Genomic DNA, 25,821 nt, shown 5'->3' with positions numbered 1-25,821 from the left:
ACGGCGGGGTGGACCGCACCGCCGCAGCCGGGCCCGCCCCGGCCCGCGGTGCCGGAGCGGGGAGGATCCCGTGACCGGCCGCATGATCGACCCCATGACCGCACCTGTGAGCAGCCCCGTGCCCGTCGTCCTCGCCGGTGCCCGCGGCCACGGCCGCTGGCACGTCGAGAACATCCGCCGCCTGCAGCAGCGGGGCCTGGTCCGGCTGGCCGGCGTCTGCGACCTGACGCCGCTGACCGGCCGGGAACTCGACGGCCTGGGCGCACCCGAGCAGTCCTGCGACTTCGGCGCGCTGCTGGACTCCACCGGCGCCCGGATCGCCGTGATCTGCACGCCCATCCCCACCCACACCGACCTCGCCCTCACGGCGGCCGGCCGCGGGGTGCACATCCTGCTGGAGAAGCCGCCCGCCCCCTCGTACGCGGAGTTCCGCCGCATGGCCGAGGGGGTCGCCGCGGCCGGGGTCGCCTGCCAGATCGGCTTCCAGTCGCTCGGCTCGCACGCCCTGCCCGCCGTCCGCGCCCTGATCGCCGAGGGTGCCATCGGCACCCTGGCCGGGCTCGGCGGGGCCGGGGCCTGGGTCCGCGACGAGGACTACTTCCGCCGGGCACCCTGGGCGGGCAAGCGGCGGATGAACGGCACCGACGTGATCGACGGGGCACTGACCAACCCGCTGGCCCACGCCGTCGCCACCGCGCTCGCCCTCGGCGGCAGCAACCGCGCCGAGGACGTCCTCGCCGTCGAGACGGAACTGCTGCGGGCCAACGCCATCGAGTCCGACGACACCTCCTGCGTCCGCGTCACCACCGCTCAGGGCCACCCGGTCACCGTCGCCGCCACCCTGTGCGCCGAGCGGGCGGACGAGCCGTACGTACTGGTGCACGGCAGCAGGGGCCGGATCACCTTCTGGTACAAGCAGGACCGGGTGCTGCTCCAGCGCGCCGGGCACGGCCCCCAGGAGTTCGAACACCAGCGCACCGACCTGCTGGAGAACCTCCTCGCGCACCTCACCACCGGCGCAGCCCTGCTGGTACCGCCGGAGGCGACCGGTGCCTTCATGAAGGTCGTGGAGGCCGTCCGCACCGCCCCCGACCCGGTCCCGCTGCCGGACACCGCCTGGCACCGCGTTCCCGGCGAGAACCGCCGCGTGGTGCCCGGCATCGACGGACTGGTCGCGGCCGCCGCCGACACCCTCTCCCTCTACTCCGAGCTCGGCGCCCCCTGGACCCCGGCCGCCGAGCCCCTGCCGAACGAGGTGAACCTCCGATGACCGGCAACGACACCACCGTCCTGCGGGTCGCGGGCCGGCCGGTCGCCCGGTACGTCACCCGCCCGGAACTGCCCGCCCGGCTGTCCCCGCGCCCCTATCTGCACCCCGTGACCACCCTGGCCGGCACGGCCGTGACCGAGTCCGGCCCGGCCGACCACGCACACCACCTCGGCGTCGGTGTCGCCGTTCCCGACGTCGAGGGGTTCAACTTCTGGGGCGGGCGGACCTACGTGCGCGACCGGGGCCCGACCGAGCTGGACAACCACGGCTCGCAGCGGCACGTCGCCTTCCAGCTGTGCGACCCGGACGGCTTCGTCCAGGAGCTGCGCTGGGTCGCCGCGCGCGGCGAACTGCTGCGCGAGCGCCGCACCGTCGCCGCCGCCGGACTCACCGACCGGGCCTGGGCGCTGGACCTCACCTTCTCGCTCACCAACGTCACCGAGGGCCCCCTGTCCCTCGGCAGCCCGGCGACGAACGGCCGCCCCGGCGCCGCCTACGGGGGTTTCTTCTGGCGGGCCCGCAAGGAGGCCGCCCCGCCGCGGGTGTTCACGGCCGACGGCGAGGGCGAGGCCGAGGTGCACGGCAGGAGCGCCGACTGGCTCGCCCTGGCCGGAGCGGGCTGGACCCTGGTCTTCGCCGGGGCCACCGAACGGACCCGCAGCGACCCGTGGTTCGTGCGGACCGAGGAGTACCCCGGTGTCGGCTCCTCGCTGGCCTGCGGAGACCGGCTGCCGATTCCGCCGGGCGGAACAGCGGTCCGCCGGATCGTCACCGTCGTCGCCGACGGCCGCCTCGACCGGGACGCCGCGGCCCTTCTCGTCCGCAAGGCGGTGAGCCCGTGATGCCCGCAACGCCCGTGGACGCGGACACCTACACCAACCCGGTCCTCGACGCCGACTGGTCCGACCCGGACGTCGTGTGCGTCGGTGACGACTTCTACCTGACCGCCTCCAGCTTCGGCCGCGCCCCCGCCCTGCCGCTGCTGCACTCGCGCGACCTGGTCAACTGGACGCTGATCGGCCACGCCCTCGAACGCCTGGAACCCGCGGAGGAGTTCGCGGCACCCCGGCACGACCACGGCGTGTGGGCACCGTCCCTCAGGTACCACGACGAACGGTTCTGGATCTTCTGGGGCGACCCCGACCGGGGCGTCTTCCAGATCAACGCGCCAGACGTCAGGGGCCCCTGGAGCCGCCCGCACCTGCTGAAGGCGGGCAAGGGGCTGATCGACCCCTGCCCCCTGTGGGACGAGGAGACCGGGGAGGCCTACCTGGTGCACGCCTGGGCCAGGTCCCGCTCCGGCGTCAAGAACCGCCTCACCGGCCACCGCATGCGCCCCGACGGCACCGGACTCCTCGACGAGGGCGAGGTGATCGTCGACGGCGACCGCATTCCGGGCTGGTTCACCCTGGAGGGCCCCAAGCTCTACCGGCACGACGGCTGGTTCTGGATCCTCGCCCCCGCGGGCGGCGTGGAGACCGGCTGGCAGGGAGCCTTCCGCTCACGCGGCTTCTTCGGGCCCTACGAGGAGCGGATCGTGCTGGAGCAGAGGAACACCGCAGTCAACGGCCCCCACCAGGGCGGCTGGGTGCGCACTCCGTCCGGCGAGGACTGGTTCCTGCACTTCCAGCAGCGCGGGCCCTACGGCCGGGTCGTGCACCTGCAGCCCATGCGCTGGGAGGAGGGCTGGCCGGTCCTCGGGGACGACGGCGCCCCCGTCACCGCGCACCGCAGGCCCGCCCTGCCGCCGCAGCCGCCCGCCGCCCCCGCCACCGACGACGACTTCCCCGGCGGACGCCACGGCCGGCAGTGGCAGTGGACGGCCAACCCCGCCGACGGCTGGGCCACCCAGCACTCCGGGGACGGGCTGCGGCTGACCTGCGTCCGCACGGGCGACGCCCACGACCTGCGCAGACTGCCCCACGTCCTCACCCAGCGGCTGCCCGGCACCCCCTGCACGGCCGAGGTGGAACTGCGGCTCGACAGCCACGAGACGGGCGCGCGGGCGGGACTCGCCGTGCTCGGGGACGCCTACTGCTGGATCGGCCTGCAGCGGGGCGCGGACGGCGCCGTGCACCTGGTGCACCGGTTCGCCGAAGCCGTCGCGGACGGGGAGCGGGACGCCGGACACGCCCGCCCCGCCCCCGACGGCCGGGCGCGGCTGCGCGTCGAGATCGGTCCGGGCGCACGCTGCCGCTTCTCGGCCGACACCGGCGACGGCTTCCGGCCGTCCGGCCCCGTCTTCGCCGCCACCGCGTGGCGCTGGGTCGGCGCCCTGCTCGGCCTGTTCGCGCTCGCGCCCACCGGCCCGGGACACGCCGGCGCCGCGACCTTCACCCGGTTCACCGTCACGCCCCTGTGACGCACCCCGCACGCCTGTTGGGAGCCGCAATGACGCACCCCCGTAGCAAGCGCTTGCAGAGAGCCCCGACGCCCACCGCCGTCCCCCCACACCCTCGAGTTCCGCTGGATCCGGAAGAAGAAGAGAGCCGACCAATGAAGATCAGCAATCGCAGAAGCAGGCGCGCCGCCACGGTCGTCGCCCTGGGGGCCGTGCTCGCGCTGACCGCCACCGCCTGTGGTGACGACGGCAGCGGGGCGGGCGGCGACAAGGGCGCCGAGGGCAGCGGCAAGGGAAAGATCGTCTTCTGGGACAACAACGGCGGTGTCCGCACCGAGATCTGGAAGGAGATCATCGCCGACTTCGAGAAGGCCAACCCGGACATCGACGTCGAGTACGTCGGGATCGCCGCCACCGAGTACCAGTCGAAGGTCGACACCGCACTCCAGGGCGGCGGGCTGCCCGACGTCGGCGGTGTCGGATCGGCGATGATCGCCGGGTTCGCCGCGCAGGGCGCGCTGGAACCGCTCGACGAGCGGCTGGCCGGATCCTCCCTCGACGGCAGGCTCAACAAGGACATGGTCGAGTCGCTGAAGGCGGCCGGCGGCGGCGACGGCAAGCTCTACTCGGTCCCCACCTCCGCGAACAACGGCGTGCTGTACTACCGCACCGACCTGTTCGAGAAGGCCGGGCTGGAGGAGCCCACGACGTGGGAGCGGTTCTTCACGGCAGCCGAGAGGCTGACGAACAAGAAGAAGAACGAGTTCGGCTACACGATCCGGGGCGGCGCCGGTTCCATCGCGCAGGCGCTGGACGCCATGTACGGGCAGTCCGGGATCACCTCCTTCTGGGACTCCAGCGGGGACAAGACCACGCTCAACGACCCGAAGAACGTCACGGCGCTGAAGAAGTACGCGGGCCTGTACAAGAGGGTCACCCCGGCCGCCGACCTCAACAACGACTTCACGAAGATGGTCGCGCAGTGGGACTCCGGCACGATCGGCATGCTGAACCACAACCTCGGGTCGTACCAGGACCACCTGAAGGCCCTCGGCGCCGGCACGTTCCGCGGCATCCCGCAGCCGACCGGGCCGGGCGGCAAGCGCGTGCAGGTCTCCAACCCGGTCGACGGGCTGGGGCTGTTCAAGAGCGGCAAGAACAAGGAGGCCGCCTGGAAGTTCATCGAGTTCGCCACCTCCCGGGCGGCGAACTCGAAGTTCAACGAGGCCGCGGGCCAGGTGCCGTCCAACACCGACGCGGCGAAGGACGCGTGGATCGCGAAGGCCGAGCCGACGAAGCTGGCGGCACAGGCGCTGTCGGACGGGTCGACGTCGATCGTGCAACTGCCGTACTACCTGCCGGACTGGAACACGATCTCCAAGGCGGACAACGAGCCGAACTTCCAGAAGGTGCTGCTCGGGAAGATGAGCGCGCAGGCGTTCCTGGACACCGTGGCCGAGCAGCTGAACGCCGCGCAGAAGGAGTGGAACGAGCAGCAGGCGTAGGTGCGGTGACGATCGGGGGCGGCCTGCCGTGTGCCGGGTGCCGGCCGCCCCCGGCTGGTCGCGGGGTTCCCCGCCCCTCCGGATCGAGGCGGTCCCCTCCGCTGGAAAGGTGCTCCACATGTCCCTCAGCCGTCGACGGGTCGCCGTCGCCGCGGCCGCCGTGCCGCTCGCGTCGTCCCTGCCCGGTACCGCTCGCGCCGCCGAGCGCCGCCGTACCCTTCACATCGCCGGTGACTCCACCGCCGCCCAGAAGTACGCCGACGCCGCACCCGAGACCGGGTGGGGCACGGCGCTGCCGTTCTTCCTCCGCAAAGGCCTGGTGGTCGCCAACCACGCGGTGAACGGCCGCAGTTCCAGGAGCTTCGTCGACGAGGGCCGGCTCGACGCCGTCCTGTCGGTGACACGGCCCGGCGATCTCCTGCTCGTCCAGTTCGGCCACAACGACGAGAAGAAGGAGGACCCCACCCGCCACACCGAGCCCTGGTCGACGTACCAGGAACACCTGCGGCTGTACGTCGAGGGGGCCCGGGCCCGCGGGGCGCGGCCGGTGCTGGCCACCTCGGTGGAGCGGCGCAGGTTCGACGCCGCCGGGCGGGCCCTGCCGACGCACGGTGAGTACCCGGCCGCCGTGCGGGCGCTCGCCGCGCGCGAACGGGTCGCGCTGCTCGACGTCCAGGCGCTGTCCCTCGCCCTGTGGCAGCGGCTCGGCCCCGAGGAGACGAAGAAGTACTTCGACTGGACGGCGGCCGAGCGGGACGACACGCACTTCGGTCCGCGGGGCGCCGTCGCCGTGGCCCGGCTGGTGGCCGGGGAACTGCTCCGGACGAGGGTGCTCGCGCCGCGCGACGTGCGGCGGCTGGACGAGCCGGTGCCCGAGTCCTGGATCATCTGGCCGCAGCCGTCCGCCTGAACCCCCGACGAAGAGGAAGAGAGCCGCACCATGAACGTCCGTGAGTGTCATGATCATGTCATCAGTAGAGCGGTCGCCGTGGCCGGATGCGCCGCCCTCGTGCTGTCGCTGAGCGGCACGGGCGTCCACGCCCAGCCGCGGGACCCGGCCCGCCAGACCCTCCCGGCCGGCGACGGCTGGGGCTCGTACGGCACCGGCACCACGGGCGGCGCCACCGCCGACGCCGCCCACGTGCGCACCGTCACCACCTGGGAGCAGTTCCGGGCCGCCCTGCAGGAGGGCGGATCCGACCCGAAGATCATCAAGGTCAAGGGCATGATCGACGCCGTCTCCCAGGGCTGCGACGCGTTCGCGGCCGAGGGCTACGACCTCGGGAAGTACCTCGCCGCCTACGACCCGGCCGTCTGGGGCCACGACAAGCCGGTCAGCGGGGAGCAGGAGGACCTGCGGGCCGCGTCGGCCGCCCGCCAGAACGCGGCCGTCAAGGCGAACGTGCCCGCCAACACCACCGTCATCGGCGTCGGCGAGAACTCCGGAATCCGCGGCGGCAGCCTGCAGATCAGGAGCGTCGACAACGTCATCGTCCGCAACCTCACCCTCGAGGCACCGGTCGACTGCTTCCCCCAGTGGGACCCGACCGACGACGGCAACACCGGTGCCTGGAACTCCGAGTACGACGGAGTGGTGGTGTACGGCTCCACCCACGTGTGGATCGACCACAACACGCTCACCGACGGGCGCTACCCGGACAGTTCCCTCCCGGCGTACTTCGGCAAGGTGTACCAGCAGCACGACGGGCTGCTGGACGTGGTGCGCGGCTCCGACCACGTGACCGTGTCCTGGAACTCGTTCAGGGACCACGACAAGACCATGCTCATCGGCAACAGCGACAGCGCCACCGCCGACGACACCGGCAAGCTCAAGGTCACCCTGCACCACAACCGCTTCGAGGGCATCGTCGAACGGGCCCCACGGGTGCGCTTCGGGCAGGTCGACTCGTACAACAACCACTTCGTCGTCACCAAGGGGCAGAAGTGGGGGTACGTCTACGGCATCGGCAAGGAGTCCCGGCTCGTCGCCGAGCACAACGCCTTCACCCTCGCCCCCGGTCACAGCCCGGCGAAGATCCTCAAGAAGTGGAGCGAGGCCCCGCTCACCGCCGCGGACAACTACGTCAACGGCAGGCGCACCGACCTCGTCGCCGTGCACAACGCCGAGATCCCGGGCGAGACCCTGCAGACCGGCGCGGGCTGGACGCCCACCCTGCGCACCGTGGTGCACCCGCCGAAGGCCGTGCCCGGCATCGTCGGTCAGCGCGCGGGCGCGGGCCGCATCCGCTGACGCCCGCCCCACGTCCCGGCCGGGGCGGCCCCGCCGTCCGCCCCGGCCCCCTCGCGCCGACCCCGAAGGAGCACCCGCATGCCCGTGTCGAGAAGAGGATTCCTGACCGCGGGCGCCGCGGCCGCCGCAGCGCTCGGCCCGGCCGCGGTCCCCGCCCGGGCCGTGGGCCCGAAGCGCCCGTTCGGCCGCTTCGGCTCACCGGCCGCCCGCCTGACCCCGGCGACCCTGTACGTGCACCCCGGCGGCGCCGGCGACGTCACCACCGTCCGGGACGCGGTGGCCGCGGCGGACGGCCCCGGGCACACCCTGGTCATCGCCCCGGGGACCTACCGGCAGACCGTCGCCGTCGATCCGGCCCGCACGGGCATGACCTGGATCGGAGCGAGCGAGAACGCCCGGGACGTCGTGATCGTGTACGACAACGCGGCCGGCACGCCCAGGCCCGGCGGCGGCACCCTCGGCACGACCGGCTCCGCCACCGCCACCGTGCAGGCCGACGACTTCACCGCCCGCTGGATCACCTTCGCCAACGACTGGCTGCGCGCCGACCACCCCGGCGTCACGGGCACCCAGGCCGTCGCCCTCAAGGTGCAGGGCGACCGGTCCGCCTTCCACCACTGCCGCTTCCTCGGCCACCAGGACACCCTGTACGCCGACTCCATGGCCCTCGGCACCGTCGCCCGCCAGTACTTCGCGCACTGCTACGCCGAGGGCGACGTCGACTTCGTCTTCGGGAGGGCCACCGCCGTCTTCGAGCACTGCCACTTCCGCACCCTGACGCGTCACGACCTGCCCGGTGCCCCCTACGGCTTCGTGTTCGCGCCCTCCACGGCGGGCACCACCCCGTTCGGCCACCTCGTCACCCGCAGCCGGGTCAGCAGCGAGGCCCCCGACGGCTTCTACAAGCTGGCCCGCCCCTGGGTGCCCAGCTCCGACCGCACCGCCCGCCCCATGCTCACCGTCCGCGACACCCGGCTCGGCCCGGGCATCGACGCGGCCGCGCCCTACGCCGACATGTCGAGCGCCCACCCCTGGCAGTCGATGCGGTTCGCCGAGTACCGCAACACCGGCCCCGGAGCCGCGGTCCCGGTGCCCGAGAACCGCCCGCGGCTCACCTCCGACCAGGCCCGCGCCCACACCCGGCAGGTCTGGCTCGGCGACTGGCGGCCGGTCTGAACGGCGCACCGGGCAGACCGTCGAGGGCACCTGCCGGCCTTCCGCCCGGCGTCGTCAGCGCCGAAACTCGGTCCACCGGCACCGGCTCGGACGCCGAGCGACGTCAGCCGTGAGAAGACGACGCCCCCGCCGGGTGCGAACCGGCGGGGGCGTCCGGCAGACCGGCCGAGGGGGGCTCGGGCGGTGCTGCGCCGGCCGTCCGGAGGGGGGCTCCGGAGGGCCGTGGCTGCCGGGGCGCCGGCTGGGGGGCCGGACGCCCCGGCGACCGGCGGACCCCAGGGGGGACCGGGGCCGGCCGGGGCCTCAGTGGGGGCGGGGTCTCACGAGTAGCCGATGTCGGAGGTCTTGAACAGACAGCTCTTGCCGTCCGGGCCGGACGGCGTCAGCTCCTTGGGTTCCTTGCCCGTGTTGTTGCCCTGGAAGCGCACACACGTCTTGATCTTCTTCTTGGTGTCCCCGTGGATGCGGATCCCCGACAGCGTGGCGGTGTCGCCGTAGTTGGCGTTCACGCCCACGATCGACTTCATCGGTGCGGTCACGTCGATGTCGCTGAGCACGATCGTGCGCTTGTACTGGGTCTTGCAGTTGCCGCAGGAACGGACCAGCTTCCCGGCGTTGTGCACCTGGAAGCCCGAGACCTCCAGCGTGCCGGCGCCGTTGAACTGCAGCACCTTGTCGTCGGCGTCGCGCGCACCGCCGCCGGTCACCCGGTACACGGCCGAGGGCGACGTGCCCTTGAAACTGGCCGCGTCCTCGCCGACGTCCAGCCACCAGACGTTCTGCAGGGTGCAACTGCCCTTGCAGTGCACGCCGTCGGCGGCCGGGCTGCCGATGATCACGTTCCTCAGGACGGCACCGTCGGCCAGTTCGAAGAGCGGGTCCTGGTTCTCGTCCTGGCTGCCGCCGCCGAGGGCACCGGTGCCGTGGAACATCTTCATCCCGCCGTCGCGCACCCCCGAGACCGCGATGGTCTTCGGCACGGGGGTCTCGCCCCGGTCCGCCGGCCAGGAGGACGCGGCACCGGCCGTCGACAGCAGCGACGTCGTGACGATCGCGGCTCCCGTGATGCCGAACGCCGACACCCCGGCGATCAGGGCCCGCCGCTTGGTGACGCGGCGGCGATGGCGGACGGGCTGTGGTGCTGGTGCAGTCATGAACCGATTCCTCGATGGTGGTGGCGCTTGCGCACAGTGGTCGCCACCGGCAGGGGAAAGGGTTGCCGTGAGCCCGGAGAATCCTCATGAGCCGCCGCCGTCCACGGCGGCGAAGTCGCCGCCCACGGCCAGCGGCCGGGAGCCGGCCCGCGCCGTCACCGACCAGCGGTCCGCTCCCGCGTCACGCCGGCCGCGCTCGTGGTCGTACTGCCCGGCGAACACCCACTCGCCCGCCGGGACCGTCCTGCCCCGCTTGAGCGTCCAGGTGTAGACCAGGAAGCCGTCCCGCTCGGCGACCGTGAGGGTGAAGTCCTCCTCGGGCAGGGTGCGCCAGGCTCCCGTCTCTGCGACACCACCGGTCTGGGCGATCCTCAACCGCACGGTCAGCGCGGTCAGTTGCTCGCGCGTCTTGAGGGTGAGGTTGCTCTGCGCCCAGAAGTCGTTGCTGTGCGGGTCCACCGATCCGTCCGACCACAGCGGCCCGTCCTCGGCGGTGACGGACGGCCGCCCGGAGGCACTCGGCGTCGTCGACGGCGCAGGCGCGGACTCCCGGCGCCCGGGCGCACGGCTCGGCTCGGGGCCGGCGGGCGGCACGGGTGCCCGGCTCGTGGCCTTCGGCGCCGGGGAGGGCGCCGCTGACGTCGCCACCTCCCGCTGCGGCGGAGCGGCTTCCTCCCGCACCGCGGACGCCACCGCGTATCCACCCACCACCAGCACGCCGGCGACCGCGGCCGTCGCCCCGGCCACCCGCATCCAGCCCCGCACCGGCCCGCGCACCGCCCGGTGGCCGGACCCCGCCGGAGCGGCCATGCCGCGCTCGATCCGGGCCAGCATGCGCTCCCGGTCGGGCCGGTGCCCCCCGGCCGCCTCGCGCAGCCGGGTGCGCAGGTCCTCGTGCACGTCACGCGGCACCGTCATCGGACCCTCCCTCCGCTCTCACCGGCGCCTGCGCCCTGCCCGGCGGGTGGGCGGCGGGCGTCCAGCTCCGCGTGCATCCGCTGCGGAACGCCCTGCGTGCCCAGCAACCGCTGCAGTTCGGCCATCCCCTTGGAGGTCTGGCTCTTCACCGTACCCACCGAGATCCCGAGGGCGAGCGCGGTGTCCTTCTCCGACAGGTCGAAGGCGTGCCGCAGCACCACACAGGCCCGCTTGCGGAACGGCAGCCTGCGCAGGGCCTCCCGGACGTCGACCGCGCCCGCCACGTCCGGGTTCTCGGTGCTCTCCTCGCGCTGCGACCAGAACAGGGCGACGCGCCGCCGCTCGCGCACCGCGCTGCGGATGCGCGAGCGGGCCAGGTTGGCCACCACGCCCCGGGCGTACGCCGCCGGATGCTCGGCGGCGCGCACCCGGTCCCAGCGATGCCACAGCGCCAGCAGCGCGTCCGCCGCCAGGTCGTCGGCGGTGTCCGGCTCACCCGTCAACAGGTGGGCCAGGCGGGAGAGTTCCGCGTAGTGGCGCTCGAAGAAGGCGTGGAACTCCACGGAGGCGGCGTCGTCGACGACTGTCCCCACGGGCGACCTCCCCTCGCGGCGGTTCCGGGCACCCCGGGGCCGGGGCGGGTGTGAGTGTCATGTAGCTGACATGTGAGCATCCGGGGGAGGACCCGGACGCGATCCGGAAGCGTAGCAGCGGCGTTCGACCGCTTCGTACAGGGCTTCGAACAACGTGCGGCCCTGTCCCGGCCGAGAACGGTCTTGATGAAGGTGCAGGCGAGGAAGCCGACTGCTGTACGGGAACCCTCGGCCCTGTTCCCGGTCCACTTCGCCATCGACCCGATCGAGCAGCTCCCGGGAGCGAAGGAGCGCAGGACGGGCCGCCTCCGGGGGGAAGGAGGCGACCCGTCCCGTCCCTACAGACGGTTTTCGGGCGGCGCGGGTTCAGTCCGCCAGCGCCGCTCGCATGATCGCCCTGGCCACCGGTGCCGCCAGGCCGTTGCCGCTCACCTCCGAGCGGGCCGCGTCGGACTGCTCGACCACGACCGCCACGGCGACCTCCTTGCCCGACGAGTCGGACGTGCCGTAGGAGGTGAACCAGGCGTACGGCACCTGGCTGTTGTTCTCACCGTGCTGGGCCGTGCCCGTCTTGCCGCCGACGGTCGCGCCCGGGATCCGGGCGTTCGTGCCGGTTCCCTTCTCCACGACCGTCCGCATCGCCGACTGCAGTTGCTCGGCGGTCGAGGACGACAGGATCTCCTCGGAGTCCGCGTCGCCGTAGTCCCGCAGCACGTCGCCGCCGCTGTCGGTGATCCGGTCGACCATGTGCGGCGCGGCCAGCTTGCCGCCGTTGGCGATGGCCGCCGACACCATGGCCATCTGCAGCGGGGTCGCGGTGACGTCGAACTGGCCGATACCCGTCAGGGCCGTCTGCGACGGGTACATGTCCGAGGGGTACACACTCGTGTAGGCCCGCACCGGCACGTCCAGTCGGTCGTCGTTGAAGCCGAACTTCTCCGCCATCGCCTTCACCTTGTCCTGACCGAGCTTGACGGCCATCTTGGCGAAGACGTTGTTGCACGAGTACTGCAGCGCCGTGCGGATGGTGGCGTTCGTGCAGGGCGCGGCGGGGTTCTCGTTGGTCAGCACCCGGGTCGTGCCCGGCAGCGTGTACGGGTCGGGGCTGTCGGTGCGCTGGTCGACCGACGCGTACAGCCCGTCCTCCAGCGCCGCCGCGGCCACGACCAGTTTGAACGTCGAGCCGGGCGGCAGCGGCTGCCGCAGGGCCCGGTTGACCAGCGGCTTGTCCGGGTCCGTCGTGAGCTTCTTCCAGGCCGCCCCCGCGGTGTTGGCGTCCGTCAGCGACGAGGGGTCGTACGAGGGGGTCGAGACCGCCGCCAGGATCCTGCCCGTCTTCGGGTCGATGGCGACGGCCCCGCCCTTCTTGTCGCCGAGCGCGTCGAACGCCGCCTCCTGCACGTCCGGGTCGATCGTCGTGATGACGTTGCCCGGGTCGGCCCGCCGGTCGGTGAGGGTGTCCATCACCGACTTCAGCCGGCTGTCCGTGCCGTTGAGCAGGTCCGTGTAGATGCCCTCCAGCTGGGTCGGCGCGTACGCCTGCGACGCGTAGCCCGTCACCGCCGCGTACAGCCTGCCGTCCGTGTAGGTCCGCTTGTACGCGAGGTCGCCCGTCGTCGTCCGGGCCGAGCCCGTGACCGACCGGCCGCCCACGATGATGTTGCCGAGCGGCGCCGAGTACGTCTCGATCGCGTTCCGCCGGTTGTCCTTGTCGTCTGCCAGCGCCCGGCCCTCGTAGAACTGCACCCACGTCGCCCTGACGAGCAGGGCCAGTACGAGCAGCAGGGTGAAGGCCGAGGCGCGCCTGATCGTCTTGTTCATGACGATCGGAAAGACGAACGACGCCGGGCGGATCGTTCCCGTCCGTCCCGTTTTCTCATCCGGAGGCCCGGCTTTCTCATCCGCCGTTCAGGAAGCCCGCCTCGTACGCCGCGATCACCGCCTGAGTGCGGTCCCGGGTGCCCGTCTTCGCCAGGACGGCCGCCACGTGCGACTTCACGGTGGCCGGCCCCACTTCCATGCGCCGGGCGATCTCCGCGTTGGTCAGCCCCCCGGCCATGTGCCGCAGCACCTCCTTCTCACGGGCCGTGAGCCGCGCCACCCACGCGGGCGGCGCCCGGTGCGCGCGGGCGTGCTCGGTCGCCAGGGTGCGCACGGCCGCCGGGAACAGCAGGCTGTCGCTGCGCGCCACCAGCCGGACCGCCTGCACGAGGGCGTCGGCGTCCGCCCGCTTCAGCAGGAACCCGGCGGCACCCGCGCGCAGGGCGTCGTACACGTAGGAGTCGTTCTCGAAGGTCGTCACCACGACGATCCGCGGCGGCTCGTCCACGGCGGCCAGGATCCGCTCGGTGGCCCGGATGCCGTCGGTCCCCGGCATGCGGACGTCCATCAGGACGACGTCCGGCCGCAGTTCGCGGACCACCGACACCGCCTCGGCACCGGTGGCCGCCTCGCCCACCACCTCCATGTCCGCCTCGGCGGACAGGATGGCGCGCAGCGCGGTGCGGACCATCCGCTCGTCGTCGGCGAGGACGACGCGGATCGGGGACGGCGCGTTCATACGGGGTCCTTTCGCGCGGGCCCGCCGGGTGCGGGCCCCTCGATCGGCAGGCGGACGTGCAACCGCCAAGTGGCGCCGACCGGTCCGGCCGTCGCCGTCCCGCCCAGCAGCCGGGCGCGGTCCGCGACGCCGCGCAGCCCGTGGCCGCCGCCGGGACGGGAGGGGCGCGGGCCGGTCAGCGGATTCTCCACGGTGATCTCCAGATCCCCGCCCGCGGCCGTGACGCGCACGTGCACCGCGGCCCGCTCACCGGTGTGCTTGAGGGCGTTGCTCAGCCCTTCCTGCACGATCCGGTAGGCCTCACGGGAAACCAGCGGGGGCAGCTTCCCCGGGTCGGCGGCGACCGTGGCGCTCACCCGCCGCCCGTCCGCCCGGGTGCGCCGCAGCAGGCCGTCCAGGTCGGCGGCGAGCGTGGGCGCCGGCGCCGTGCCGGGGGAGTCCGCCTCGCGCAGCACGCCCAGGACGGCGTCGAGTTCGCCGACCGTGCGCCGGGTGGTGTCCTCGATCGCGGCGAGGGCCTCGCGCACGAACTCGGGGTCGGAGTCCAGCACCCGCCGGGCGGCGCCCGCCTGCAGGGTGACCGCGCTGAGCGCGTGGCCGACGGAGTCGTGCAGCTCGCGCGCCAGACGGTTGCGCACGGCCAGGTCGGCGGCGCGTGCCTCGGCGGCGGCGAGCCGGTCCTGCGCCGTGGGTCCGAGCAGCCGCGGCGCCCAGCGGGCCAGCAGGGCCCCGCAGCCGGCCGCGCAGCCCGCCAGTGCGGCGAGCGACAGCGCCCCGGCGACCGGCGCCAGGGCCAGCGCCCAGGTGTGGTCGAGGACTTCGGGCAGCCCGAGCCGGCTGCCGCGCACCGCGGAGACCGCCGGGAGCAGGATCAGCACGACGGCGAACGGCGGCAGGGCCAGCGTCATCCCGGCGATGATCCCGCCGAGGCCGAGATGCAGTGTGAACCAGGCCGCCGTACGCCCCTTCTCGCCCCGCGACCGGGCGGGGGCCGCGGCCAGCCGGTCCGGGCCGACCCCGCACAGCCAGCGCACGGCGGCGGCCTCCAGCGGCCGGGTCAGCGGGAACAGCGAGGTGAGGACGGCCAGCGGCAGACCCACGGCGAAGGAGGCCAGTTGCAGGGGAAAGGAGCCGAAGACGTCCGCCGACCCGGTCACCGGACCGATGATCACCGAGCCGACCAGGACGTACGGCGTGGCGAGCGCTCCGCCGAGGATCAGGTGGACCCAGCGCAGGCGGGCCCGCCGGCCGAACAGCGGACGGGCGGCCCGGATCACGCCGCCCGCCGTACTGCCCCGGCCGAACGCTCCGCCACGTGGTGGGCGCCGATGGCGGCGACGAGGAGGCCCACGAGCATCTGCCCAGCGTAGGCGAGGCTCGTCAGCGGCGTCGGACGGTCGGCGATGTCCTCCATCCCGCCGAGACAGGCCAGCGAGAGCCAGCCGCCCCAGCACGCCGCGGCGGCCGAGCCGACCCAGGCGAGAGCGAGCGGCACACCCACCGCAAGCCCCCCGCCGCGCCGGAAGGCCAGCAGGAGGGCACCGGCCACGGCCGCCTGCAGGAACAGCGCGAAGAGGGCCGCCAGGACCCGGAAATCAGCGGTGCGGTCCGCCGCCCGGAGCCCGGCCGGGACGCCGCAGGCCCACAGGACGTGCAGGGTCAGCGGCAACAGGGCCAGCACGGACGCGGCGACGGCGAGGAGACGGTACGCGGGCGCGGCGGCACCGACGGGCAGTTCCCGCACCCGCCCGCGCCACAGCCACCCCCAGCGGTCCCGCGCGTACAGGACGAACAGCCCGCCCAGCGCGAGCCCCTGGAGGAGGAAGCCGGTGTACACGACGGTGAACACCCACTCGTGCAGGAACACCGCACGCTCCGCCGGCCGCCCGCCCCCGCCGCCCAGCGCCCGCACGGCCAGCTGCGCGGGGAAGCCGGCCATGATCGGGGCGAGCAGCCCGGTGGCGGCCCACGCGGGGAGCGCGATCAGCCAGGCGGGCACCCGCAACCCCCACGGCCGGGTCAGCACCAGGGCCAGCACGATCACCGCGCTGTCCAGCAGGACCGTCAGGCCGTTGACCACGGCCATGCCGACGCGGTCGTCGAGCAGGGCGCTGCCCTCCGGGACGCCGACGTGACTCCCGGCGAGCCAGGCGGCCTTGAGCCCGAGGTACGGCACACAGGAGACGACGGCCACGGCCCGCAGGACACGCCGCGTGCGGCCGGTGGGGGTGGCGGGTCGGGCAGTGGCGGGCGGAGCGGGCGGCTGCGTCATGCGACCAGGCTCGCGCGGCGACGGCCGGCCACACCTCCTGCGCGACGACGATCCGCCTCCGCCGCGCGGGGGAGACGGCCTCAGCCCTCCAGGACCAGGACGGTCTCGTCGATCTCCGCGCCCCGGGCCCGCGCGAAGCCCCGGGCCGAGGTCACCGCGCGGAACCCGCACTTGTCCAGTACGCGCAGCGACCCCGCGTTGTCCGAGGCGGCCCGCGCGTACAGGGGGCGTTCGGGGACCTCGGCCAGCAGCGCCCGCAGCGCCGCCGTGGCGATGCCCTTGCCCCAGTGGGCGCGGTCGATCCAGTACGTCACCTCCCGCTCACCCGGCTCCCCGTACACCGCCGTACTGCCGACCACGTCACCGTCGGCCAGGACGGTGCGCAGCACGTCGGCGGAGGAGCGGATCCTCGCCCAGTGGGCGTCGAAGGCGGTCCGGTCGGCGGGGTCCTCGGGCGTGAAGGCCGCCATGTGCAGCGACTCGGGATCGTTCAGCTGCCGGAAGAAGACGGGCAGATCGCTGTCGTGGACGGGGCGGAGCGCAACCTCCACGGTTCACAGCCTCCGGGTCGCCAGGGTCAGCCGGTCCCGCGCGTCGAACAGGGCGTCCTTGACCAGCTGTTCGTGCGCCGGGGTCAGCCGGGCCACCGGCACCGAGCAGCTGATCGCGTCCCGCGCCGGCGTGCGGTACGGGATGGCCACGCCGAAGCAGCGCAGCCCCAGGGTGTTCTCCTCGCGGTCCACGGCGAAACCCTGCTCCCGCACCTGGTGCAGCTCCTCGATGAGCTTCTCCCGGTCGGTGATGGTGTTCTCGGTCAGCGCCGGCAGCGTCTCCGGGAGCATCTTGCGCACCTGCTCGTCCGAGTACGTGCTCAGCAGCGCCTTGCCGAGGGAGGTCGAGTGCGCGGGCAGCCGCCGCCCGACCCGGGTGAAGGGCCGCAGGTAGTGCTGCGACTGGCGGGTGGCCAGGTAGACCACGTTCGTGCCGTCCAGGCGGGCCAGGTGGATCGTCTCGGTGGTGTCGTCCGAGAGCCGGTCCAGGGTCGGCCGGGCCGCCGCCACGACCTCGTCGCCGTCGATGTACGAGGTGCCCACCAGCAGCGCCCGCACGCCGATGCCGTAGCGCGTGCCCGTCGCGTCGGTCTCGACCCAGCCCAGCTCCACCAGGGTGCGCAGCAGCATGTAGAGGCTGGACTTCGGGTACCCGACGGCCTCCTGGACCGCCGCGAGGGAGTGCATACCGGGCCGCCCGGCGAAGTACTCGAGCAGTTCGACCGTTCTCACCGCGGACTTGACCTGCGCCCCGCCGCCCGTCTCGCCAGCCGACATCGCCCTTGACCCCTTCGTTCGACGGGAAATAGTCTCCACAGCGTATTCATCATCAGAGACAGCGTTCAGTATATCGAACATCCCTGGTGAATGACCCGGAACTGCGGCATGACATGTGTGGAGGGACCCGCGGTGGCAGCAGCACCAGTCTGGAGTGTCGACCCCCGAACCGGGAAGCAGCGCGAACAGGTTGCGGTGGAGGCCACAGCCCAGGAGGTGGACGCCGCCGTCCGTGCCGCCCACGAGGCGCGGGGCGCCCTGGCCGACCGGACCGTTCGTGCGGCCTTCCTGCGCACCGCGGCGGACGAACTGGAAGCGGCCAGGGGCGGACTCGTCGAGACCGCCGACGCGGAGACCGCGCTCGGCCCGGTCCGGCTGACCGGCGAACTCGCCCGCACCTGCTACCAGCTGCGGGCCTTCGCGGACATCGTCGACGAGGGCGCCTTCCTCGACGTCGTGATCAACCACCCCGACGACACCGCGACCCCGCCGATCCCGGACCTGCGCCGCTACAAGGTGCCCCTCGGTGTCGTCGCCGTCTACTCCGCGTCGAACTTCCCCTTCGCCTTCTCCGTGCCCGGCGGAGACACCGCCAGCGCCCTGGCGGCCGGCTGCCCCGTCGTCGTCAAGGCCCACCCCGACCACCCGGGCCTGTCCGAGTACGTCGCCAAGGTGCTGCGGCGCGCCGCCGCCCGGCACGACGTCCCCGCGGGCGTCGTCGGTCTGGTGCACGGCTTCGAGGCGGGCATCGAGCTGATCAGGCACCCGCTGGTCGCGGCCGCCGGGTTCACCGGATCCGTGCGCGGCGGACGCGCGCTGTTCGACGCGGCGGCCGCCCGTCCCGTGCCGATCCCCTTCCACGGCGAGCTGGGCTCCCTCAACCCCGTGGTCGTCACCGAGGCCGCGGCCGCCGAGCGTGCCGAGGAGATCGGCGCGGGCCTGGCCGGCTCCATGACCCTGGGCGTCGGCCAGTTCTGCGTGAAGCCCGGCCTGGTCCTGGCGCCGTCCGGCGCCGCCGGCGACGCGCTGCTGAAGTCCCTGACCGACGCCGTCAGCGACACCGACGCCGGCGTGCTGCTCGACCACCGCATGCGGGACAACTTCGTCGCCGGTGTCGCGGAACGGGCCGAACTGCCCGACGTCGACTCCCCGGTCACTCCGGGCGCGGGCGGCGAGCACACCGTCAGCGCCGGCTTCCTCACCGTCCCGGCGAGCAGGCTGGCCCGTCAGGGCGAGCACGACCTGCTCCTGGAGGAGTGCTTCGGCCCGGTCACCGTGGTGGCCCGCTACGAGGACGACACCGAGGTCAAGGCGGTGCTGTCCCGGCTGCCGGGCAACCTCACCGCGACCGTGCAGCTGTCGCAGGAGGAGGCGGCCGGACAGGGCCGCGGCGCCGAGATCGTGCAGGAGCTGACGCCGCTGGCCGGACGCGTCCTGGTCAACGGGTGGCCGACGGGCGTCGCCGTCGCGCCCGCCCAGCACCACGGAGGGCCCTACCCGGCCACGACGTCGACGTCCACGTCGGTGGGCGGGACGGCGATCGAACGGTGGCTGCGGCCGGTCGCCTACCAGAACACGCCGGAGGCGCTGCTGCCGCCGGAGCTGCGGGACGACAACCCGCTGGGGCTGCCCCGGCGGTTCAACGGGCGTCTGGAGCGGTAGGCGCCGCGGGGCGCGGGCGCGGCGCGGGCTGCCGGAGCGTCCTGGTCGTTCGCGCGGTTCTGCGCGCCCCCTCGGGCCGGACCTGGGAGACTTCGCCGAATGGATCTCCAGATTCCCGAACTCCCGTTCCCGCTGCGCTCCTACGGGCCCGACGGGCACTGGTCCCACGAGGACGGTGTGCTCACCGGGTGGGCCGGCGCCCGGCAGGACCGCTTCGTGCCGCCCACCGGCGAGGGGCTGGACCCCGCCTCGGACGCGCCACGGCTGCTCGGGGAACCCGACGGGGACTTCCAGCTGATCGCCCGGGTCACGGTCGGTTTCGGGGCCGCCTTCGACGCCGGCGTGCTGTACGTGCACGTCGGCGAGCGAGCCTGGGCCAAACTCTGCCTGGAGTACTCCCCGGACGTCCCCACCGTCTGCACCGTCGTCACGCGGGGCCACTCCGACGACGCCAACTCCTTCACGGTGGACGGCAGTTCCGTCTGGCTACGGGTCAGCCGCACCGGCCGGGCCTTCGCCTTCCACGCCTCCCGGGACGGCGAACGCTGGACCTTCGTCCGCCTGTTCACCCTCGGCGGCGAGAAGGAGACCGGCGCGGCCCTCGTCGGTTTCATGACCCAGTCGCCGATGGGGGAGGGCTGCGTGGTGACCTACGACCACCTCGCCTTCCGCCCGCACTGGCCCGACGACCTGCGCGACGGCGGCTGACCCGGGAACCGCCGCCCGCACTCCGCACGTCCTCCGTTCCGTGATCGATGACCGAGTGGGTCCGCACCGCTTGATCCGCACCGTCCTGCCCGCCGAGCTGGCGGACGTCGTCGCGCTGCACGCGCGGGCCCGGGCGACGTACTACCCCGGCGGGATCCCGCAGGACGGCACCGACTGGCACGCCGCCTGGCAGTCGGCGATCACCCGGCCGGACGGACGGGTGCTCTGCGTCGTCGAGGCGGGGCGCATGACCGGCCTGGCGTCCTTCCGGACGGCCGAGGGCGCCCCCGCGGACGAGGTCACCCTGTTCCAGTTCCACGTCGACGCCGGCCACTGGCGACGCGGTGCCGGCACCGCGCTGCACGCCGCCTGCCTGGAGGAGTGGCGCGCCGACGCCAGGCGGACGGCGGTCCTCGACGTGCACGTCGGCAACCTGCGGGCGCAGGCGTTCTACCGGCGGCAGGGCTGGGTGCCCGAGCCGGCCGGACCGGGCCGGCACCACCTGCGGATGCGGCTCGCCCTGCCCGGTGCGTGAGCGGGCCGAGGAATGAACACCGCTGCTTGAACGTTCAGGCACCCGGCGGAGGGAGTCTCCGTACCGCACGACCTGGAGAGAGCCGACACATGCGCGTCGAGATCTGGAGCGACATCGCCTGCCCCTGGTGCTACGTGGGCAAAGCCCGCTTCGAGAAGGCGCTGCGGGACTTCCCGCACCGCGACGACGTCGAGGTGGTGCACCGCTCCTTCGAACTGGACCCCGGCCGCGCCAAGGACGACGTCCAGCCCGTGATCACGATGCTCACCGGGAAGTACGGCCTGAGCCCGGCGCAGGCCGAGGCCGGCGAGGACGATCTGGGCGCGCAGGCCGCCGCCGAGGGGCTCGACTACCGCACCCGCGGCCGCGACCACGGCAGCACCTTCGACATGCACCGGCTGCTCCACCTCGCCAAGCGGCACGGACGGCAGGAGCGGCTGCTGGACCTGCTGTACCGGGCCAACTTCGCCGAGGAGCGGTCCGTCTTCGACGACGACGAGCGGCTGGTGGAGCTGTCCGTCGCCGCCGGCCTGGACGCGGACGCGGCGCGCGCGGTGCTCGCCGACCCGGACGCCTACGCCGACGAGGTGCGCGCCGACGAGCGCGAGGCCGCGCAGCTCGGGGCGAACGGGGTGCCCTTCTTCGTGCTCGACCGCCGCTACGGCGTCTCAGGCGCCCAGCCCGCGGAGGTCTTCACCCAGGCCCTGACCCGGGCGTACGGCGAACGCGCCCCGCTGACCGTCGTCGCCGGCGACGGCGCGGGGAGCCCGGATGCCGGGGGCGCCGACGCTTGCGGCCCCGACGGGTGCGCCGTGCCGCGGCGGTGAAAGCGCAGGTGGGAGCCCACGCATAAGCGTTCCTTGGACAAGTCACGCAGAATAAGGCAATGGACGGGGAGACCCGGGGGACGCAGAGTGGTCCCATGGAGACCTTCGAGAACCTCGTCCGTGCCGAGTTCACCCCGAAGCACACCTTCCTGAACACGGCGAGCAACGGCCTGCTGCCCGCCCGCGCCGTCAGCGCCATGCAGCAGGCCGTGCGGATGCGCGCCGAGGGCACGCCCCTGGGTCCCCTCTACGAGCACGTGGAGGCCGCCCGCGCGGCCTTCGCCCGGCTGGCGGGCGTGCCGGCGGAGCGCGTCGCGACGGGCGCCTCGGTCGCCGAGTACGGGGCGCTGATCGCCGCGTCGCTGCCTCCCGGGGCCGACGTCCTCACCGCGGAGGGCGACTTCGCGTCCCTGGTGAACCCCTTCCACACCCGCGGCGACCTGAAGGTGCGGGCCGTGCCGCTGGAGCGGCTCGCCGAATCCGTCCGGCCGGGCACCGCGCTGGTCGCCGTCAGCACCGCCCAGTCCGCCGACGGGCGGCTCGCCGACCTGCCCGCCGTGCGCGCGGCGGCCCGGCGGCACGGGGCCCGGACCTACGTCGACGCCTCCCAGTCGTCCGGCTGGCTGCCCCTGGACGCCGACGCCGACGACTTCGTGGCCACCGTCGGGTTCAAGTGGCTCCTCGGGCCGCACGGCGCCGCGTTCTTCGTCGTCCCGGCCGGCTTCGGCGGGCTCACCCCGCTGCTCGCGGGCTGGGTCGCCGGCGAGGTCCCCTGGGAGAGCTGCTACGGACCCGTCGAGGAGCCGGCCCGCTCCGCACGGCGTTTCGACATCAGCCCGTCCCTGTTCAGCTACGCCGGGCTGCGCGCCTCGCTGGAGCTGATCGAGGAGATCGGCGTGGACGCCGTGCACGCCCACGACACCGCCCTCGCGGACCGCTTCCGCGCGGGACTCGCCGAGCTGGGCCACGCGCCGGTCGACGCGCCGGGCTCGGCGATCGTGTCCGTGCCCGGGCTCGGCCACCGGCAGGGCGCACTGAGCCGGGCGGGCATCGAGGTCTCCGACCGGGCGGGCAATCTGCGGGCCGCCTTCCACCTCTACAACTCGGCGGCGGACGTGGACCGGCTGCTCGACGCCCTCAAGGCGTGACGGAACGCGCGAACCGGGTGGGGCCTCCCGTCCCACACGAGGAGGCCCCACCCGGCAGTCGAGTCACGCGGCCCGTGTCACCACCGACGGTGATCACCGCACCGGCGTGAAGTCCCGCGCCCCGATGCTGTGCCGTTCGGGGGGCGACCCCCGAAACCCCCGGCCGGGGAGGGCGGTCACCGCACCGGCGTGAAGTCCCGCGCCCCGATGCTGTGCCGTTCGGGGGGCGACCCCCGAAACCCCCGGCCGGGGAGGGTGGTCACCGCACCGGCGTGAAGTCCCGCGCCCCGATGAACTCCGGTCGGCGGACCGGTGCCGCGAAGGGTTCGACCGCCGTGTTCTCGACGCTGTTGAACACGATGAACACGTTGCTGCGCGGGAACGGCGTGATGTTGTCGCCGGAGCCGTGCATGCAGTTGCAGTCGAACCAGGTCGCCGAACCGGCCTTGCCCGTGAACAGCTTGATGCCGTGCTCGGTGGCGAACCGGGTCAGCGCCTCGTCCGAGGGCGTCCCCGCGTCCTGCATCTGCAGCGACTTCTTGTAGTTGTCCTTCGGCGTCTCCCCCGCGCAGCCGAGGAACGTCTTGTGCGACCCCGGCATGATCATGAGCCCGCCGTTGGTGTCGTGGTTCTCGGTCAGCGCGATCGAGACCGACACCGTGCGCATCCGCGGCAGACCGTCCTCCGCGTGCCACGTCTCGAAGTCCGAGTGCCAGTAGAAGCCACTCGCCCCGAACCCCGGCTTGACGTTGATCCGCGACTGGTGGACGTAGACGTCCGAGCCGAGGATCTGCCGCGCCCGGCCGACGACCCGCTCGTCGCGGACCAGCCGCGCGAACACCTCACTGATCTTGTGGACCTCGAAGACCGACCGGATCTCCTGCGACTTCGGTTCGACGATCGACCGCTCGTCGGCACGGATGTCCGGATCCTCGACCAGCCGGTTCAGCTCGTTGCGGTAGACGGCGACCTCGTCCTCGCCGATGAGCTCGTCGACGGCGAGGAACCCGTCACGCTCGAACGACAGCAGATCGGCCGGCGCGACCGGCCCCGGGGCGTCGGGCGCGCCCCAGACGACCGGGTCCTGCCGGGGCGTGAGCACCTCGGAGGCGCCGCGCGTCGGGTAGAGGTCGGGCGTACCGGTGGTGGTGGTCGTGTCGGTGGTGGCGGTCATGGAAACGTCACACCTCCTCGGTGAGCAGCGGGTAGACGCCGTTCTCGTCGTGGTCCTCCCGTCCGGTCACGGGCGGGTTGAACACGCAGAGGCAGCGGAAGTCCTCCTTGACCTTCAGCGTGTGCCTCTCGTGGCCGTCCAGGAGGTACATCGTGCCGGGCGTGATCGTGTGCTTCCGCCCGGTCTCGTGGTCGGTCAGCTCGGCCTCGCCCTCCACGCAGACGACGGCCTCGATGTGGTTCGCGTACCACATCGACGTCTCCGTACCCGCGTACAGGATCGTCTCGTGCAGGGAGAAGCCGACCTTCTCCTTGGCGAGGACGATGCGCTTGCTCTCCCACGTGCCGGACGCCGCTTTCACGTGCCGGTCGGTGCCTTCGATCTCCTTGAACGAACGGACAATCACGGTGCTGCGATGCCTCCTAGGTGGGTGGTGGTGCTGTGGTGCCGGTGGGTCAGGCGGTCTCGCGGACGGCGCGGGCCAGGGTGGTGAGGCCCTCGTCCAGCTCCTCGGGGGTGATCGTCAGCGCCGGGAGCAGTTTGACGACCTCGCTCTCCGGGCCGGACGTCTCGATGAGCAGCCCGAGTTCGAAGGCGCGCTTGGCGACCTTGTTCGCGCGGGCCTTGTCGTGGAACTCCATGCCCCACACCAGGCCGCGGCCGCGGTACTCCTTCACGTCGGCCAGGTTCTCCTCGGTGATGGAGATCAGCGCCTGCTCGACCTGCTCGCCGCGCGTGCGGGTCTGCTTCTCCATCGCTGAGCCGTCGGCCCAGTACGCCTCCAGGGCCGCGGTGGCCGTGACGAAGGCGGGGTTGTTGCCGCGGAACGTGCCGTTGTGCTCACCGGGCTCCCAGATGTCGAGCTCGGGCTTGAACAGGCACAGCGACATCGGCAGGCCGTAGCCGCTGATGGACTTGGAGACGGTGACGATGTCCGGCGTGATGCCGGCCTCCTCGAAGGAGAAGAACGCGCCGGTGCGGCCGCAGCCCATCTGGATGTCGTCGACGATCAGCAGCATGTCCTGCCGCTCGCACAGGTCGGCCAGCGCGCGCAGCCACTCGGGCCGGGCCACGTTGATGCCGCCCTCGCCCTGCACGGTCTCGACGATCACGGCGGCCGGCTTGTTCAGGCCGGAGCCCTGGTCCTCCAGGAGCCGCTCGAACCAGAGGAAGTCCGGGACCTGGCCGTCGAAGTAGTTGTCGAACGGCATCGGGGTGCCGTGCACCAGCGGGATGCCGGCTCCGGCGCGCTTGAACGCGTTGCCGGTGACGGCCAGCGAGCCCAGCGACATGCCGTGGAAGGCGTTGGTGAACGACACGATCGCCTCGCGGCCCTTCACCTTCCGCGCCAGCTTCAGCGCCGACTCCACGGCGTTGGTGCCGGTCGGGCCCGGGAACATGACCTTGTACGGCAGGTCGCGCGGGCGCAGCAGCAGGTTCTGGAAGGTCTCCAGGAAGCGGCGCTTGGCGGTGGTCGACATGTCGAGCCCGTGCGTGACGCCGTCCCGCTCCAGGTAGTCGATCAGCGCGCGTTTGAGGACGGGGTTGTTGTGCCCGTAGTTCAGTGACCCCGCTCCGGCGAAGAAGTCGAGGTACTCGTGGCCGTCCTCGTCGTACATGCGGCTGCCCACCGCACGGTCGAAGACGGTGGGCCAGCCGCGGCAGTAGCTGCGCACCTCGGACTCCAGGGTCTCGAAGACGCTCAGGTCCGGCTGGGTGATGGTCACGACGAATCGCTCCTCGGTGCGTGGGGGAAGTCTTGGCGGGAGTCGGGGTGGGAGGTCAGTGGGGCAGCGGGCCGATGCGGTACAGGACCTCGGCGTCGTGCGGCCCGTCGGGGAACAGCCCCGTGTCGAACAGCACCTCGCGCTGCAGTCCCGCCCCGTGGCGCTCGGCGAAGGACGTGAACAGGCGCTCGGAGGCGGTGTTGCCCGGGGTGATGGTCGTCTCCACCGCCGTCACCCCGTGCTCGGCCGCGGTCCGCGCGACCAGTCCGTCGAGCAGCGCGGCCGCCAGTCCGCGTCCGCGGTGGGCCTCGTCCACCGCCACCTGCCAGACCAGCAGGGTGTGCGGGCTGTCCGGCCGCACGTACCCGGTGACGAAACCGATCGGCTCGCCGTGCTCGTCACGGGCCACGGCCGACGTGGCGGCGAAGTCGCGGCACCACAGCAGATAGCTGTAGGACGAGTTCACATCGAGAACCTTCGAGTCCTTGGCCATCCGCCACAGTGCGGCTCCGTCAGCCACCGTGGGGCGATCGATGTGCGGGTCTGTTTGTACGGCGGTCATGCGAATCGAACTTACCCAGCCGAATTCAAAAATGCATCGGGGGATGGGCTTACGTATGGGCTGGTGGTGTGTTATCACGCGGGCGCGAAGAAGGGCACGCGGCGGCAGAA

25 protein-coding genes are annotated in these 25,821 nt (G+C 73.0%); 12 read left to right on the top strand and 13 right to left on the bottom strand.

Annotated features, from left to right (window positions below; all coding sequences use genetic code 11):
• The first annotated feature begins 94 nt into the window (after nt 1–94).
• The 7 genes from Q5694_RS28390 to Q5694_RS28360 all read left to right on the top strand — a co-directional run bounded on the left by Q5694_RS28390 (nt 95) and on the right by Q5694_RS28360 (nt 8,543).
• On the top strand, nt 95–1,270 hold the full coding sequence (locus tag Q5694_RS28390) for a Gfo/Idh/MocA family protein (RefSeq protein WP_333936271.1): 1,176 nt from the start codon (nt 95–97) through the stop codon (nt 1,268–1,270).
• A complete protein-coding gene (locus Q5694_RS28385) occupies nt 1,267–2,112 on the top strand; it encodes a PmoA family protein (protein ID WP_333936270.1) in 846 nt (281 codons plus the stop codon). Before Q5694_RS28390 ends, Q5694_RS28385 begins: the two co-directional genes overlap by 4 nt.
• On the top strand, nt 2,112–3,632 hold the full coding sequence (locus tag Q5694_RS28380; protein ID WP_333936269.1) for a glycoside hydrolase family 43 protein: 1,521 nt from the start codon (nt 2,112–2,114) through the stop codon (nt 3,630–3,632). The genes Q5694_RS28385 and Q5694_RS28380 overlap by 1 nt, the downstream gene beginning before the upstream one ends.
• Before the next feature lie 134 nt (nt 3,633–3,766).
• Entirely contained in the window at nt 3,767–5,116 is a 1,350-nt protein-coding gene (locus Q5694_RS28375) for an ABC transporter substrate-binding protein (protein WP_333936268.1), read from the top strand.
• 118 nt (nt 5,117–5,234) lie between these two features.
• Entirely contained in the window at nt 5,235–6,026 is a 792-nt protein-coding gene (locus tag Q5694_RS28370; protein ID WP_333936267.1) for a rhamnogalacturonan acetylesterase, read from the top strand.
• Nucleotides 6,027–6,056: 30 nt separating this feature from the next.
• Nucleotides 6,057–7,367, top strand: coding sequence for a pectate lyase family protein (locus Q5694_RS28365; protein ID WP_333936266.1), 1,311 nt, complete (start codon nt 6,057–6,059; stop codon nt 7,365–7,367).
• Nucleotides 7,368–7,445: 78 nt separating this feature from the next.
• The gene (locus tag Q5694_RS28360; protein WP_333936265.1) at nt 7,446–8,543 is read left to right on the top strand and encodes a pectinesterase family protein; all 1,098 of its coding nucleotides are present in this window, start codon (nt 7,446–7,448) and stop codon (nt 8,541–8,543) included.
• Between the two features lie 320 nt (nt 8,544–8,863).
• On the opposite strand, the gene Q5694_RS28355 is transcribed toward Q5694_RS28360, so the two are convergent.
• The 9 genes from Q5694_RS28355 to Q5694_RS28315 form a co-directional block, all read right to left on the bottom strand.
• Complete coding sequence (locus Q5694_RS28355) at nt 8,864–9,697, bottom strand: pectate lyase (RefSeq protein ID WP_333936264.1); 834 nt, start codon at nt 9,695–9,697, stop codon at nt 8,864–8,866.
• A gap of 84 nt (nt 9,698–9,781) precedes the next feature.
• A complete protein-coding gene (locus Q5694_RS28350; RefSeq protein ID WP_333936263.1) occupies nt 9,782–10,615 on the bottom strand; it encodes a hypothetical protein in 834 nt (277 codons plus the stop codon).
• Nucleotides 10,612–11,208, bottom strand: coding sequence for a SigE family RNA polymerase sigma factor (locus Q5694_RS28345; protein ID WP_333936262.1), 597 nt, complete (start codon nt 11,206–11,208; stop codon nt 10,612–10,614). The genes Q5694_RS28350 and Q5694_RS28345 overlap by 4 nt, the downstream gene beginning before the upstream one ends.
• A gap of 366 nt (nt 11,209–11,574) precedes the next feature.
• On the bottom strand, nt 11,575–13,029 hold the full coding sequence (locus Q5694_RS28340; RefSeq protein ID WP_333936261.1) for a peptidoglycan D,D-transpeptidase FtsI family protein: 1,455 nt from the start codon (nt 13,027–13,029) through the stop codon (nt 11,575–11,577).
• A 76-nt stretch (nt 13,030–13,105) separates the two neighbouring features.
• Nucleotides 13,106–13,768 carry a response regulator transcription factor gene (locus Q5694_RS28335; RefSeq protein ID WP_333936260.1) on the bottom strand — a complete coding sequence of 221 codons (663 nt, stop codon included), beginning with the start codon at nt 13,766–13,768 and terminating at the stop codon, nt 13,106–13,108.
• Nucleotides 13,765–15,042: a sensor histidine kinase gene (locus Q5694_RS28330; protein WP_443040957.1), complete on the bottom strand. Its 1,278-nt coding sequence runs from the start codon at nt 15,040–15,042 to the stop codon at nt 13,765–13,767. Before Q5694_RS28330 ends, Q5694_RS28335 begins: the two co-directional genes overlap by 4 nt.
• On the bottom strand, nt 15,042–16,040 hold the full coding sequence (locus tag Q5694_RS28325; RefSeq protein WP_333936258.1) for a hypothetical protein: 999 nt from the start codon (nt 16,038–16,040) through the stop codon (nt 15,042–15,044). Before Q5694_RS28325 ends, Q5694_RS28330 begins: the two co-directional genes overlap by 1 nt.
• Before the next feature lie 80 nt (nt 16,041–16,120).
• Nucleotides 16,121–16,591: a GNAT family N-acetyltransferase gene (locus Q5694_RS28320; protein ID WP_333936257.1), complete on the bottom strand. Its 471-nt coding sequence runs from the start codon at nt 16,589–16,591 to the stop codon at nt 16,121–16,123.
• A gap of 3 nt (nt 16,592–16,594) precedes the next feature.
• Nucleotides 16,595–17,368: an IclR family transcriptional regulator gene (locus tag Q5694_RS28315; RefSeq protein ID WP_010037854.1), complete on the bottom strand. Its 774-nt coding sequence runs from the start codon at nt 17,366–17,368 to the stop codon at nt 16,595–16,597.
• Between the two features lie 132 nt (nt 17,369–17,500).
• Here Q5694_RS28315 and Q5694_RS28310 point away from each other — a divergent pair, with 132 nt between their 5' ends.
• The 5 genes from Q5694_RS28310 to Q5694_RS28290 all read left to right on the top strand — a co-directional run bounded on the left by Q5694_RS28310 (nt 17,501) and on the right by Q5694_RS28290 (nt 22,248).
• Entirely contained in the window at nt 17,501–19,030 is a 1,530-nt protein-coding gene (locus Q5694_RS28310; protein ID WP_333936256.1) for an aldehyde dehydrogenase (NADP(+)), read from the top strand.
• Nucleotides 19,031–19,129: 99 nt separating this feature from the next.
• Complete coding sequence (locus Q5694_RS28305) at nt 19,130–19,738, top strand: DUF1349 domain-containing protein (protein ID WP_333936255.1); 609 nt, start codon at nt 19,130–19,132, stop codon at nt 19,736–19,738.
• Nucleotides 19,739–19,778: 40 nt separating this feature from the next.
• Entirely contained in the window at nt 19,779–20,273 is a 495-nt protein-coding gene (locus Q5694_RS28300; protein WP_333936254.1) for a GNAT family N-acetyltransferase, read from the top strand.
• Nucleotides 20,274–20,362: 89 nt separating this feature from the next.
• Complete coding sequence (locus tag Q5694_RS28295; protein WP_333936253.1) at nt 20,363–21,100, top strand: DsbA family oxidoreductase; 738 nt, start codon at nt 20,363–20,365, stop codon at nt 21,098–21,100.
• A gap of 95 nt (nt 21,101–21,195) precedes the next feature.
• On the top strand, nt 21,196–22,248 hold the full coding sequence (locus tag Q5694_RS28290) for an aminotransferase class V-fold PLP-dependent enzyme (RefSeq protein ID WP_333936252.1): 1,053 nt from the start codon (nt 21,196–21,198) through the stop codon (nt 22,246–22,248).
• 259 nt (nt 22,249–22,507) lie between these two features.
• On the opposite strand, the gene thpD is transcribed toward Q5694_RS28290, so the two are convergent.
• From thpD to ectA, 4 genes are read right to left on the bottom strand one after another with little or no spacing between them, the layout of a single operon-like run.
• Nucleotides 22,508–23,422 carry an ectoine hydroxylase gene (thpD, locus tag Q5694_RS28285; protein WP_333936251.1) on the bottom strand — a complete coding sequence of 305 codons (915 nt, stop codon included), beginning with the start codon at nt 23,420–23,422 and terminating at the stop codon, nt 22,508–22,510.
• A 7-nt stretch (nt 23,423–23,429) separates the two neighbouring features.
• Nucleotides 23,430–23,828, bottom strand: coding sequence for an ectoine synthase (locus tag Q5694_RS28280; RefSeq protein ID WP_333936250.1), 399 nt, complete (start codon nt 23,826–23,828; stop codon nt 23,430–23,432).
• 49 nt (nt 23,829–23,877) lie between these two features.
• A complete protein-coding gene (gene ectB / locus Q5694_RS28275) occupies nt 23,878–25,149 on the bottom strand; it encodes a diaminobutyrate--2-oxoglutarate transaminase (protein WP_333936249.1) in 1,272 nt (423 codons plus the stop codon).
• 55 nt (nt 25,150–25,204) lie between these two features.
• Nucleotides 25,205–25,711 carry a diaminobutyrate acetyltransferase gene (gene ectA / locus Q5694_RS28270; RefSeq protein ID WP_333936248.1) on the bottom strand — a complete coding sequence of 169 codons (507 nt, stop codon included), beginning with the start codon at nt 25,709–25,711 and terminating at the stop codon, nt 25,205–25,207.
• Nucleotides 25,712–25,821 lie beyond the last annotated feature (110 nt).

Source organism: Streptomyces sp. AHA2, from assembly GCF_036857595.1.
In the GTDB taxonomy this organism is placed as follows: domain Bacteria; phylum Actinomycetota; class Actinomycetes; order Streptomycetales; family Streptomycetaceae; genus Streptomyces.
Note: the sequence above shows the minus strand (reverse complement) of the source record. Positions and strands in the feature narration are given on the sequence as shown.

Bases quoted from the DNA above. Each gene is read 5' to 3' on its own strand.
- Q5694_RS28390 (WP_333936271.1), top strand. From the start codon at position 95: ATGACCGCACCTGTGAGCAGCCCCGTGCCCGTCGTCCTCGCCGGTGCC.
- Q5694_RS28385 (WP_333936270.1), top strand. From the start codon at position 1,267: ATGACCGGCAACGACACCACCGTCCTGCGGGTCGCGGGCCGGCCGGTC.
- Q5694_RS28380 (WP_333936269.1), top strand. From the start codon at position 2,112: ATGCCCGCAACGCCCGTGGACGCGGACACCTACACCAACCCGGTCCTC.
- Q5694_RS28375 (WP_333936268.1), top strand. From the start codon at position 3,767: ATGAAGATCAGCAATCGCAGAAGCAGGCGCGCCGCCACGGTCGTCGCC.
- Q5694_RS28370 (WP_333936267.1), top strand. From the start codon at position 5,235: ATGTCCCTCAGCCGTCGACGGGTCGCCGTCGCCGCGGCCGCCGTGCCG.
- Q5694_RS28365 (WP_333936266.1), top strand. From the start codon at position 6,057: ATGAACGTCCGTGAGTGTCATGATCATGTCATCAGTAGAGCGGTCGCC.
- Q5694_RS28360 (WP_333936265.1), top strand. From the start codon at position 7,446: ATGCCCGTGTCGAGAAGAGGATTCCTGACCGCGGGCGCCGCGGCCGCC.
- Q5694_RS28355 (WP_333936264.1), bottom strand. From the start codon at position 9,697: ATGACTGCACCAGCACCACAGCCCGTCCGCCATCGCCGCCGCGTCACC.
- Q5694_RS28350 (WP_333936263.1), bottom strand. From the start codon at position 10,615: ATGACGGTGCCGCGTGACGTGCACGAGGACCTGCGCACCCGGCTGCGC.
- Q5694_RS28340 (WP_333936261.1), bottom strand. From the start codon at position 13,029: ATGAACAAGACGATCAGGCGCGCCTCGGCCTTCACCCTGCTGCTCGTA.
- Q5694_RS28335 (WP_333936260.1), bottom strand. From the start codon at position 13,768: ATGAACGCGCCGTCCCCGATCCGCGTCGTCCTCGCCGACGACGAGCGG.
- Q5694_RS28325 (WP_333936258.1), bottom strand. From the start codon at position 16,040: ATGACGCAGCCGCCCGCTCCGCCCGCCACTGCCCGACCCGCCACCCCC.
- Q5694_RS28315 (WP_010037854.1), bottom strand. From the start codon at position 17,368: ATGTCGGCTGGCGAGACGGGCGGCGGGGCGCAGGTCAAGTCCGCGGTG.
- Q5694_RS28305 (WP_333936255.1), top strand. From the start codon at position 19,130: ATGGATCTCCAGATTCCCGAACTCCCGTTCCCGCTGCGCTCCTACGGG.
- Q5694_RS28295 (WP_333936253.1), top strand. From the start codon at position 20,363: ATGCGCGTCGAGATCTGGAGCGACATCGCCTGCCCCTGGTGCTACGTG.
- Q5694_RS28290 (WP_333936252.1), top strand. From the start codon at position 21,196: ATGGAGACCTTCGAGAACCTCGTCCGTGCCGAGTTCACCCCGAAGCAC.
- thpD (WP_333936251.1), bottom strand. From the start codon at position 23,422: ATGACCGCCACCACCGACACGACCACCACCACCGGTACGCCCGACCTC.
- ectA (WP_333936248.1), bottom strand. From the start codon at position 25,711: ATGACCGCCGTACAAACAGACCCGCACATCGATCGCCCCACGGTGGCT.